Source organism: Pseudomonas sp. P4_C3 (genome assembly GCF_056402075.1).
Genome location: NZ_JBFUIC010000136.1, coordinates 1 through 12,028, shown reverse-complemented (window position 1 = coordinate 12,028; position 12,028 = coordinate 1). Strand labels below are relative to the sequence as shown.

10 protein-coding genes are annotated in these 12,028 nt (G+C 60.4%); all 10 read right to left on the bottom strand.

Going from position 1 to position 12,028, the window contains the following annotated elements; genetic code table 11:
• Positions 1 to 188 precede the first annotated feature (188 nt).
• Positions 189 to 1,346, bottom strand: a complete 1,158-nt coding sequence (gene argE, locus AC1DVH_RS19600) for an acetylornithine deacetylase (protein WP_477755201.1) — start codon at positions 1,344 to 1,346, stop codon at positions 189 to 191.
• Positions 1,343 to 2,497, bottom strand: a complete 1,155-nt coding sequence (locus tag AC1DVH_RS19595; protein ID WP_477755200.1) for an NAD(P)/FAD-dependent oxidoreductase — start codon at positions 2,495 to 2,497, stop codon at positions 1,343 to 1,345. The genes argE and AC1DVH_RS19595 overlap by 4 nt, the downstream gene beginning before the upstream one ends.
• Complete coding sequence (locus tag AC1DVH_RS19590) at positions 2,494 to 3,885, bottom strand: FAD/NAD(P)-dependent oxidoreductase (RefSeq protein WP_477755199.1); 1,392 nt, start codon at positions 3,883 to 3,885, stop codon at positions 2,494 to 2,496. Before AC1DVH_RS19590 ends, AC1DVH_RS19595 begins: the two co-directional genes overlap by 4 nt.
• Complete coding sequence (locus AC1DVH_RS19585) at positions 3,867 to 4,175, bottom strand: (2Fe-2S)-binding protein (protein ID WP_052964739.1); 309 nt, start codon at positions 4,173 to 4,175, stop codon at positions 3,867 to 3,869. Before AC1DVH_RS19585 ends, AC1DVH_RS19590 begins: the two co-directional genes overlap by 19 nt.
• Positions 4,172 to 6,016 carry an ABC transporter ATP-binding protein gene (locus AC1DVH_RS19580; protein ID WP_477755198.1) on the bottom strand — a complete coding sequence of 615 codons (1,845 nt, stop codon included), beginning with the start codon at positions 6,014 to 6,016 and terminating at the stop codon, positions 4,172 to 4,174. The genes AC1DVH_RS19585 and AC1DVH_RS19580 overlap by 4 nt, the downstream gene beginning before the upstream one ends.
• 1 nt (position 6,017) lies before the next feature.
• A complete protein-coding gene (locus AC1DVH_RS19575) occupies positions 6,018 to 6,890 on the bottom strand; it encodes an ABC transporter permease (protein ID WP_477755197.1) in 873 nt (290 codons plus the stop codon).
• Positions 6,887 to 7,843, bottom strand: coding sequence for an ABC transporter permease (locus AC1DVH_RS19570; protein WP_477755196.1), 957 nt, complete (start codon positions 7,841 to 7,843; stop codon positions 6,887 to 6,889). Before AC1DVH_RS19570 ends, AC1DVH_RS19575 begins: the two co-directional genes overlap by 4 nt.
• A 46-nt stretch (positions 7,844 to 7,889) precedes the next feature.
• Complete coding sequence (locus AC1DVH_RS19565) at positions 7,890 to 9,536, bottom strand: ABC transporter substrate-binding protein (RefSeq protein ID WP_477755195.1); 1,647 nt, start codon at positions 9,534 to 9,536, stop codon at positions 7,890 to 7,892.
• Between the two features lie 85 nt (positions 9,537 to 9,621).
• Positions 9,622 to 10,896 carry an NAD(P)/FAD-dependent oxidoreductase gene (locus AC1DVH_RS19560; RefSeq protein ID WP_477755194.1) on the bottom strand — a complete coding sequence of 425 codons (1,275 nt, stop codon included), beginning with the start codon at positions 10,894 to 10,896 and terminating at the stop codon, positions 9,622 to 9,624.
• Positions 10,897 to 10,932: 36 nt separating this feature from the next.
• Positions 10,933 to 11,601, bottom strand: coding sequence for a haloacid dehalogenase type II (locus tag AC1DVH_RS19555; protein ID WP_150752413.1), 669 nt, complete (start codon positions 11,599 to 11,601; stop codon positions 10,933 to 10,935).
• Positions 11,602 to 12,028: the final 427 nt, after the last annotated feature.

Below are 12,028 nucleotides of genomic sequence, written 5' to 3'. Positions count from 1 at the left end.
CCCACGGAGCAGGACCGGAGCGAGGGCATGCCGAGCCTAGGCGAGGCACCGAACGAAAGGGGCAGAAGCGCTTTGGTTACTTTCGCGCTTTTCGAAAGTGACTCGCTGTAAAAGCGAAACCGCCAGCGGCCATGACCGCAAAAACGGATATGTACACCGATCAATGTTCGGTGTCAGCAAGCGGGACACTAGAGCCGCATCGAGCCCAACAACCCTTGCAGAAAGTGCTCGCCGGCTTCCATCTGGCTGATCTCGATGAACTCGTCAGGCTTGTGCGCCTGTTCTATCGAGCCCGGGCCACAGACCACAACCGGCACATCCAGGCGTTGTTTGAACAACCCGCCCTCGGTGCCGAATGAAACTTTGGCAGTGCCGGTGTCCGGCGCGGCAAAGTTTTTCAGAAAACGCACCGCTTCAACGCTCGGGTGGGTATCGAGGCCCGGATAGACGTTCAGGGTTTCGATCTCGATATCCGCCACGCTGGACAGCTTTTTGGCTTCGCGAACGATCAGTTCGGCACGCTCGCGCATCTGTTCCAGGAACTGATCCAGGTCGTCCGCTGGCAAGTTACGCACTTCGAAATCCAGGGTGCACAGGTTCGGCACGATATTCAGCGCCTTGCCGCCGACAATCTGCCCGACATGCACGGTGCTGTAGGGCACGTCATAGTCGGCATCCTGGGCGCCCTGCTCTTGCAGTTGCTGCTGGCTCTGACGCAGTGCCGCGATGAAATCGCAGGCCACATGAATCGCATTGACCGAACGCGGCGCCAGCGAGGAATGCGCTTCCAGACCGCGACAGTAAGTGCGGTAAGAACCCTTGCCCTTGTGCCCGAGCACGAACTGCATGTTGGTCGGCTCACCGATCACGCACAGAAACGGCCGCACCGGCGCCAGATGCAATACATCCAGTAAGCGTCGAACACCCACGCAGCCGATTTCTTCGTCGTGGGACAGCGCCAGTTGCAATGGCCGACTCAACGGATGATCGGCGGCATCGAGCATGGCGTCGATAGCCAACGCGACAAAGCCCTTCATATCGCAACTGCCACGGCCATAGATCCGACCGTCCTGCACGGTCGCCTGAAACGCTGGAAAGGTCCAGGCCTGCCCCGCTGCCGGCACCACGTCGGTATGGCCGGACAGCAGAATCCCCGGCACCTCCCGCGGACCAGTACTGGCGAACAGGTTGGCCTTTTTACCGCTGGTGTCCTTGACGATCAGCGACTCGATGCCCTTGCTCAGCAGCAGATCGCGCACGTACTCAATCAAGGCCATGTTCGATTCCGCAGAAACGCTTTCAAAGGCCATCAGGTGTTTAAGAATCTCCAGTACACGAGGCTTCATGAGGCCTTGCTCCGTTGCTCGACTGAAGAAGCGAACCGGTTGATGGAGAACGGCAAAATCGAAGTGCTGGTGCTGCCGGTGCTGATCAGTTCCGCCATCACGTCGCCCACGCCCRGGCCGAGCTGGAAGCCATGACCGCTGAAACCGAACGCATAGAACAAACCATCAACGGTGCCGCTCGGCCCCATTACGGGCAGTGAATCAGGCAGGTAACCTTCGATACCACTCCAGACCCGAATGATGTTCAGGTTGCCGACACCCGGCAGCAGGCGACGCATCTGATCGAATTGATTGAGAATGCTGCGCGGCTCGACATAGGCCCGGCGGTTGAGCATGTCCGGCTCGCTGCGATAGCCGCCACCGATGATGATATTTCCACGGGGTATTTGGCGGAAATAAATCACTTCCTCGGGAATCCTGGTATAGACACCGATGACTGTCGGCAAGGCGTAAGGCACTGGCTCGGTCACGGCCATTTGCGGACCATGGGTTTCCAGCGGCACCGGTTCGCCGAATTGCGCCGAGAGTTTTTGGCCCCAGGCGCCAGCGGTGATCAACAGCTGGGCGGCGCTGAACTGACGACCGTCGGTGGTGCTGATACTGAACTCGCCGCCGACCTTTTGCACCTCGGCCACTTCCGTGCGCTCTTCGATCTGCGCACCGAGGCGTCGTGCCGCGCGGGCAAACGCCGGGGCCGCCAGACGCGGGTTGGCGTGCCCATCGTGGGGGGCATAGGAGCCGCCTTTCACATCCGGGCCGAGAAACGGAAAGCGCTTATGTAATTCGTCGCCACTAAAGATCTTCAGGTCCAGCTGCTCTGCCTCAGGGGCGTCTGCGTAGGCTTGCAGCTCGGCGATCTCGTCTTCGCGGTAACACACCCGCATATGCCCACTGGCGATGAATTCCAGGTCATCGTCAATCAGTTCTGGCAGACGCTTCCATAACGCCCAGGAACGATTGGCCAGTTCCAGCTGCCCGAGGTATCGCCCTTGACGTCGCACGTTGCCGAAATTCACGCCGCTGGCGTACTGACCGATCTGGTCGCGCTCCAGCAAGATCACCGACTGCCCGCGCAGGCGCAGGAAAAACGCCGCCGCTGAGCCCATCAGGCCGCCGCCAACAATCACGACATCGGCTTTCTGTACCGTCATGGCGACACCTCCTCGGTGAGTATCGAAAGGGGTTTGACCGGCGCTTGACCCCGTTGTCGGCCAACCTGTTGCACGCTGACGCCCGCGGCGGCGGCAATCACCTCTGCCCCGGCCTGGGAGCAATAACGGCCCTGGCAGCGGCCCATGCCGACCCGGCTGAAGGCCTTGGCCCGATTGACTTCACAGGCCCCCTTCTCACTGACGGTCCGACGCAACTCGCCGGCCGTGATCATTTCGCAGCGGCAGACGATCGCCTCGTCCGGCAGCGCTTTGGCCTGGGCGGAGGGCCAGGGAAACGCCTGCGCCAGGCCGAGGCGAAATTCATCCATCACCGCCAGCGCGTGCCGTTGTTCGTCGCGCAACCCGACGTTCATCGGTTGCTGCTGATCCTCCAGCAGCGCCATGGCCACCAGCCTCCCGGCGTGTTCGGCCGCATCGGCACCGCGAATCTTCGAGCCGTCACCGGCGGCATACACGCCGCTGACCGAGGTCCGGCCGTCTTCATCCGTGGCCAGCCACCATTGGCTCGACGCTTCATCGAAGCGCATACGGCAACCGGCCAGGTCGGCCAATTGAGTTTCCGGACGCAGGTGATAACCGAGGGCCACGGCATCGCAATCCACCGTCAAGGTCTCACCGCGCGCCGTGCGCACGCGTACGCCACTGACACCGCTGGCCGCATCGCCTAGCACTTGAAGCGGTGAAATGCCCAGGTGCACCGGGATCTTCGCCCGGTAAAGCTGCGCCAACAGTTTCATCCCGGTGAACAGCAACCCCGGGCGCGCCAGCAGTTTCGGCATGGCAAGGATCCGTTTGCTCAACGGCGAAGTGTCGAGCACTGCCGCGACCTTGGCTCCCGCCTTCACATACTGACTGGCAACCAGATACAGCAACGGCCCGCTGCCCATGAACACCACGCTGTGGCCGATGGACACAGCCTGAGATTTCAGGGCGATCTGCGCACCGCCCAGGCTATACGTGCCCGCTAACTGCCAGCCTTCAATCGGCATCAAACGGTCGGTGGCGCCGGTGCAGAGGATCAGCGCGTCGTAATCCACCGTCGAGTGCTTGCCCTGGCTGACACAGCACAGTTGCCCCGGCGTCAGGTTCCACACCAGTGTGTCCGGACGATAATCAATCTGCCCGCGCAAACGGTCGAAGCTCTGGTGCAGGTCGTTGGCCTTGGCGGCTTCGGTGCCATACAGCGTGGCGTAATCCCGGGTAAACCCTTCGGGTTGGCGCCGGTAGATCTGCCCGCCATCCCGGCGATTTTCATCGATCAGGATGGGCTTGAATCCAGCGGCGACCAGGGTTTCGGCGCAACGTGTACCGGCCGGCCCGGCGCCGACGATTACGACTCGATGAGGGTTCAGCCGCGCAGTGGCCATATCGCCTCCGGTTGTGTGGTGACAATATCCAGCCCTTCACGGACCTCATTGGAACAGGCGCGTAGACGTTCGCCGCTGCGGGTCCAGACCCAGCAGTCCTGACACGCGCCCATCAAGCAGAAACCGGCGCGGCGGCCAGAATCGAACTCCGATTGGCGCAAGGCCGAACCCTGAGTCAGCAACGCGACCATCAGCGTATCGCCCTGCAGCGCCTCGATAGGTTTGCCGTCTACCTGAAGTTTGATGATGGGCCGGCCCTGTTCGGCCAGCCTTACGAAACGCCCGTTCATGCATAGGCTCCCACGGTCATGCTGTTGGAATCCTGCTGAGTTTTCAGCAGCTCGGCACTGTCGTGATGGCAAAGGACTTCACTGCCGCCAACGATCATCCGACGGTCCGGCGGGACACAATTGCACAGGCCGTCGACCCGCACCGGGCAGCGATTGAGGAACGTGCACAGCCCCGGCACATTGGCTTTTGCACCAATGGGCGGCAGCGTGCCGCAGGTCGTTGTTCCACAGCTTTCCAGCCAGCCCTGACGCAACTCCGGCACCGAATGGATCAACAAGTCGGTGTAGGGGTGGAACGGTGCCTGGGCGTACGACTGGCGACTGCCGGCCTGGATCTTGTGGCCGCTGTACATCACCACGATGTCGTCGCACAGCGCTCGCACGGTGGAGATGTCATGGCTGATGAACAGATAGGACACGCCCAGTTGCTGACGCAGGTCGCGCAACAGTTCGAGAATCGCTGCACCGACCACGGTATCCAGTGCCGAGGTCACCTCGTCGCAGAGAATCAGATCCGGCTTGGCGGCCAGGGCCCGGGCCAGATTGACCCGTTGTTTTTGCCCGCCGGACAGTTCGTTCGGACGACGTTCAGCCATCGTGCGCGGCAAACGAACGAGATCCAGCAACTCACCGATACGCTCGCGCAATGCCGCACCCTTGAGGCCGAAATACATCTTCAGCGGGCGACTCAGAATCGTGCTGACGCTGTGCATCGGGTTGAGTGCGGTGTCGGCATTCTGAAAGACCATTTGAATGCGTCGGAACTGCTCATCGGTGCGCGACGACAGGCTGCCACCCAAGGGCTGGCCATCGAAGGTCAGTCCCCCGAGCGCCGGCTCCAACAACCCGGCCACCACCCGTGCCAAAGTCGACTTGCCAGAACCTGACTCACCAATGACGCCAATCGCCTGGCCCCTACGCACGGTCAGATCAATATCCTCCAATACGAGGATCGATGGCATGCCATGCGCGTTCTTGTTGCCGTAACCGGCGGTCAGACCCTGGATGGTCAGCAAAGGAGTGTCTTCAGCAACACCGCAGGGTGGACGGATAGTGGTGTCCGGCCGTGCTGCCGCCAACAAGCTGCGGGTGTATTCGTGGGTCGGGCCTTTGAGCAAGGGTGYCGTGGCGCTCTGTTCGAAGATCTCGCCGCCATTGAGCACCACGATCTGATCGGCCATCTGCGCCACTACCGCCAGGTCGTGGGACACGTAGACTGCCGTCGCGCCACGTTCACGGACCACCCGTTTGAACGCCCGCAGTACATCAATTTGGGTGGTCACATCAAGTGCCGTCGTCGGTTCGTCGAGTACCACCAGCAATGGATCGCTGATCAGCGCCATGGCCGCCATCACCCGTTGCAGTTGCCCGCCGGAAACCTGATGAGGGTAACGCTGGCCAATGTGATCGGGGTCTGGCAGGGCCAGGTCGCGGAACAACTCGATGGCCTTGGCCTCAAGCACAGCCCTGCTGCCCAGACCATGAATCAACGCACCCTCCACGACTTGGTCGATGAGCCTTTTCGCCGGATTGAACGCCGCGGCGGCGCTCTGGGCGATGTACGACACACGGTTGCCGCGCAAGCCTTGCAGCTCGCCTTCGCTCAACGCCAGCATGTCGTGTTCGCCGATCTGCACCACCCCGCCCGCCAACCGACAACCGCGTCGGGCATAACCGAGTAACGCCAGGGCGATAGTGGTCTTGCCGGAGCCGGACTCACCGATCAGCGCCAGCACTTCGCCTTTCTGCAGGGAGAAGCTTACGCCCTTGACGATTTCCACCTCACCAAGCTCGCCACAGGCGACCACTCGCAGGTCCTGAACCTTAATTAACTCACTCATTTCAATGACCTCCCGAACGTCGACTACGTCGCGACGACAGTCGGTCGATAAACAGATTCACACCGATGGTCAGGGTGCCGATGGCCAACGCCGGAATCACGATGGCCGGTGCCCCTTGGTTGAGACCACCGATGTTTTCGCGCACCAGCGACCCGAGATCGGCATCCGGCGGTTGCACACCCAGCCYCAGGAAACTCATGCCACTGAGCAGCAGCACGATGAAGCCAAAGCGCAAGCCCAGGTCCGTCAGCACCGGGTTGAGCATGTTCGGCAGGATTTCCACGCAGGCGATGTACAGCCGACGCTCGCCGCGAGTACGGGCCACTTGCACATATTCCAGCGCTTCGATGTTCACCGCCATGCTGCGGGCGATGCGGAATGCACCCGGGGTGAAGCTCAATACCGCCGTGCAGATCAGCAAGGTGACCGAGGAGCCGAAGGCCGAGACCATGATCAACGCCAGCATCTTGCTGGGGATCGAAATGAAGGCGTCCATCAAGCGACTGATCAACTCATCCAGCCACTTCGGCGACACCACCGACAGCAACGCGAAGCTGGTCCCCAGACCGCTGGCCAACACCGCCGCCACCAAGGCCAGGCCGACGGTGAATCGTGCGCCGACGAGGATCCTGCTGAGCATGTCGCGACCCAGGTAATCGGTGCCGAACGGGTAAGCAGCGCTCAGGTTGTCGAAGACATTATCAGAGACCACTTCCCCCACCGGATGCGGTGCCAGCCATGGGCCGAAGATGGCCACCAGCAACCAGATCACACACATCGCAGCGCCGATCAGGCCGAGCCAGGACGATCCGTGGGAAACCTTGCCCTGCGCCAATTTGGTAGTAGCCGGCGATTTCACAATGAGATTGTTCATTGATTTCTCAGCCTCGGATTGGAAAGAATCGCGCACAGGTCGGCAATCAGCACCAACGTCAAATACGCCGTACAAAACAACATGGTGCAGGCTTGAACCAGGGCCATGTCGCGGTTGGTCACGGCATCGACCATCAGGCTGGCGATGCCGGGGTAGTTGAAGATCGTTTCAACGATCACCACCCCGCCCAACAGGTAAGACAGGCTCAAGGCGATGGCATTGGCGATGGGCCCGATGGCGTTGGGCAAGGCATGGCGTAGAACGATCCGGATCTTGCTCACACCTTTGAGCCGGGCCATTTCCACGTAAGGGCTGTCGAGCTGATCGATCACCGCCGCCCGGGTCATGCGTGCCATTTGCGCGACAATCACGCAGCACAGCGTCATCACCGGTAAGGCGTAAGTGCGCATGAATTGCCAGGGTGACGTGATGTCACTGGCGTAGGACAACGCCGACAACCAACCCAGGTTCACCGCGAAAATCAGCACCGCCAGGGTCGCAACCAGAAACTCTGGCACCGCCACCATGGTCAAGGTAAAAAAGCTGAGGACACTGTCGATGCGCCCGCCCCGGCCCATGGCCGAACCGATGCCCAGAATCAACGCCACCGGCACTGATACCAGCGCCGTGGCGGCCGCCAGCATCAGGGTGTTGGGCAGACGCCCGGCCATCAAGTCGCGGACCGGCATGGCGTTGGATACCGACTGCCCCATGTCACCGCCAAGCAGGCTCATCAACCAGTGCAGGTAACGCAACACACCGGGCTGATCCAGCCCCATTTTCAGGCGCAAGGCTGCCACCTGCTCGGGCGTGGCGAATTGCCCCAGAGACTGTTGTGCCGCGTCTCCCGGCAGCACCGCCGTGATGGCGAACACCACCATGGACACAATCAACAAGGTCACGATCGCCGTGCCCAAGCGCCGGCCGATCAACCACAGTGTGTTGCTATTCATCACCCTATCCTCATGCAATGTAGCTGCAGCAAAAACCCGACTTTCATCAAGCGTCCAGCCAGACCTGCTCGGCAAACATGTACCCCATGAAACCGCCTAGAGGGTTGGTGCCGTAGCCCTTGACTCGCTGATCGGCGGCATCGATGTTGCTGATGAACACTGGCACGCCGATACCGCTGTGCTCATGCACCAGGGTTTGCATATCTGCGTACATCTTGCCGCGCTTGGCCTCGTCGGTTTCACCTCGGGCTTGTACCAACAGCTGGTCGAACTGTTCGTTTTTCCAGCCGGATTCATTCCAGGGTGCTGTCGACTGGAAGAACTGCGAGAAAAGCATGTCGGCATTGGGGCGCGGGTTGATGTTGCCGAAGCTCAGCGGGTGCTTCGCCCAGTGATTGGACCAGTAGCCATCGCTCGGCAGACGGTTGACGTCGAGCTTGAGTCCAGCCTCTTTGGCTGACTGCTGCAACAGCACGGCGATGTCCACCGAACCGGTCGCGGCCGGCGAGCACATCAGCGGCATCGTGATGCTTTCCATGCCGGCCTTTTTGAGCAGGAACTTGGCTTTTTCCGGATCGTAGGCACGTTGTGGCAGGTCGGCGTTAAAGAAGCGCGCACCCGGTGCGATCGGGTGATCGTTGCCAACCCGGGCGTAGCCACGGAATATCGCCGACTTGATTTGCTCGCGGTCCATCAAGTATTTCATGGCCTGGGTGAACTCCGGGCTTTGGCCCGGCATCTGGTCTTGACGGATGATCAGGTCAGTGTAGTTACCCGACGGCGAGTCCACGACCCGATGCTTGGGGCTGGCCTTGATGCGAACCGTTGAGCGCGGGTTAACCTCGTTGACGATGTGCACGTCGCCCGACAACAGGGCGTTGATCCGTGACGACTCATCGGCAATTGAGATAAATTCGATCTCGTCCAGATAGGGCAAGCCGGGTTTCCAGTAATTGGTATTGCGCACAGCAATCGAACGCACCCCGGGCTGGAACTCCTTGGCCTTGAACGGACCGGTACCGATGCCCTGGCTGAAATCGCTCGTACCCTCGGGAACGATCAACATGTGAGAGACGGCAAGAACCGACGGCAATTCAGCATTCGGGCCGCTCAATTGTATCTGCACTTCGTGGGTACCGACGGCCTTGACCTCGGCGAACTGCGACGCCAGCGGCAGGACCTTGGAACCGGTGAGTGGATCCTTGTGCCGCAACAGCGAAAACACCACGTCGGCGGCGGTCAGCGCCTTGCCGTTGTGGAAGGTCACTTCCTTGCGCAGGCTGATCACCCAGAGCGTGGCGTCAGTGGTTTCGATACGCTCGGCCAACTCCAGTTGCGGCACCATATGGCTGTCGAAACGCGTCAGACCGTTGTAGAACATGTAATGGCGCACGTAGTCGGTGGAGCCTGAACCTTTGGCCGGATCCAGGGTGTCGGCGGTGGAACTGGACGAGCCTGAGACGCGGATACGACCGCCGGGCTTGCCTTTGCCAGGGCTTGCAGCCTCATCATCGGCAAACAGCTTGCCAGCGGCGCCGAACAGACTACTGGCGCCCGCGACAGCCACCCCGGCCAACCCCAGCATCTGCAATGCATTGCGGCGTGACATGCCGCGATTGAGCCCTTCGAAAACGCGCAGACTTTCTTCACCGGTGATCAGCTGGGAGTCGATATTATTTTTTTTGTCAGTCATGTCAGTCCTACCTTTCGTCAATKATCAGGCTCAAGTGCTGCTGATTAAGCGCAGCGTGGTTGAAACGTAAAGCAACACCATGAACTCAGTGCAGGTAGTCCTGCAGGCGGTAATACGCCCCCACCAGAGGCAGGAACCAGGGTTTTCCGAAATGCCCGGGAATGGCTGGCCAATCGAGTTCGCGCCACGGATTGGCCTCGACCTTACCGGCCATTACCTCAGCCATGACCTGCCCCATGTGCACCGACATTTGCACCCCATGACCGCTGTAACCCATGGAGTAATAAACCCCTCCATGCTGCCCGGCGCGGGGTAACCGATCGGAGGTCATATCCACCAGGCCACCCCAGCAGTAATCGATCTTCACGCTAGCCAGTTGCGGAAACATCTGGACCATCGCCGCCTGCAATACCTTGCCGCTCTTGGCGTCGGAAATGCTGTCGGACATGGCAAACCGGGCACGACCGCCAAACAGCAAGCGGTTGTCCGGTGTCAGGCGGAAGTAGTTACCGATCATGCGGCTGGTGACATAGGAACGCCGTGCCGGTAGCAAGCTGTCGATCAGGGCCTGCGGTAGCACCTCGGTGGCGATCACGAAACTGCCCACCGGCACGATCCGCCGCCGATACCAGCCCAATCCGCCCTGCTGGCACGTGCCTGTGGCCAGCAGAATCTGCGTGGCGTGTAGCGAGCCCTTGGTGGTATTGACCTGATAGCCGCCGGCACTGGCCTTCCAATCCGTCACTGACACGCCCTGAAAGATCAATGCGCCGTGACGTGCTGCCGCCTCGGCCAACCCGACACCGAAGCGCCCAACGTGCATCTGCACGCCGTTGCGCTGCAGCATGCCTCCATGGAACTGGGCCGAGTTGGCTTCAGCACGGGCTTCTTCTGGAGAGAGCAACTCGACCTCGGCGTCGACCTCCCGCCGAATCAATTCGCAGGTGCGCGCCAAACCTTCGTAATGCATCGGTTTGGCGGCCAGCTTCAGCTTGCCATTGCGCTGTAGGTCGCAGGCAATCTGCTCCTGCTCCACCAATGAAACGACGCTCTGTACGGCGCTTTCATAGGCTTGGTAATAAGCACGCGCCTTATCAGCGCCGAGGCTGGCGCTGAGTGCCGCGTAGTCTTGGGCAACGCCGGTGCTGCAGTGGCCACCATTGCGCCCCGAAGCCTCGCCAATCACCCGCCCTCCTTCCAGCACCACCACACTGGCCCCCTTCAAGGCCAGGGCTCGGGCCGCGGCCAGGCCAGTGAGACCACCACCGACGATGGCCACATCGACCTGCCCGGGCAATGCGCCGAGCTGTGCACCGGTGAATTGYGGTGCGGTATCGAGCCAATAGGACTCACTGCCCATGTCTAACCCCTTTTGCCTTGAAGAGTGCCTTGAGACTTAGAGACCGACCAACCCGGGCAATGCGCCGATATCCGGGATCTGGTGGTAGCCATAAACGGCATTCGCCGGCTGTTCATGACCACGAGCAACGAAGGCTTTGTTCTTGATCTTCATGTCGTTGGCCGGCATCAGGTCGTAACGGAAGCTCGAGGACACATGCAGAACGTCCTCAGGCCCGCAGCCGAGGTTATCGAGCATGAACTCGAAGGCGGCCAGGCGCGGCTTGTAGGCCTGGGCTTGTTGGGCGGTGAAGACTTTATGGAAGGGAGCGCCGAGCTTGTCGACGTTGGACATGATCTGCTCGTCCATCGCGTTGGAGAAAATCACCAAGGGAATCTTGTCGGCGATTTTTGCCAGGCCGGCCGGTACGTCGGCATGTGGCCCCCAAGTCGGTACGGCGTCGTAGTAGAGTTGGCCTTCACCCCGGTACTCGACACCCCAACGCTTGCAGACGCGCGCCAGGGCGGTCTTGATGATCTCATCATACGGCCGCCAGTCACCCATCACCTGATCCAGACGATAGGCGGAGAAGTCCTTGACGAACTGATCCATTTGCTCAAAAGGGACACGATCGGCGAACAGTTCGCGCGTCATGTTTCCCATTTGAAAGTTGGTCAACGTGCCATAGCAGTCAAAGGTAATAAACTTGGGTCGAAGAAAGCTCATGAGTGCGGTCCTTAATGATTGTTGAGGTCATGACGGGGCAAGCAGTTACTCCGCTCTGGAAGCATCGGTGCAACGCTGCATCACGGATTTATTACAACACCAAGAGACCATGCATAAACTGTTAAAAGTATAGGCTGCTTGGTACAAACCACCGTTTTGCAGGGCTTGCTCAGCAGACTTTGCGGGACGCTCCAGACTCGGGCGCTCCACCCCCTGTTTCTACGCCTTTGCGGGCTTTTATGGTGCGCTGGCAAGCCACGCACAATGCAATGTGCGGCAGTATTTATGGCTGACGGAAGGAGAACGAGGGCATTTTCTGAGGCGCGCCCGCTGATTGTGCTGCGAGGTGAGGCGGGGCCAATCAAGCGTCAATGCGCGCTGGGACAACCTTGCTTCTATTAGCGATAGCCGTGACATACCGGTCAAA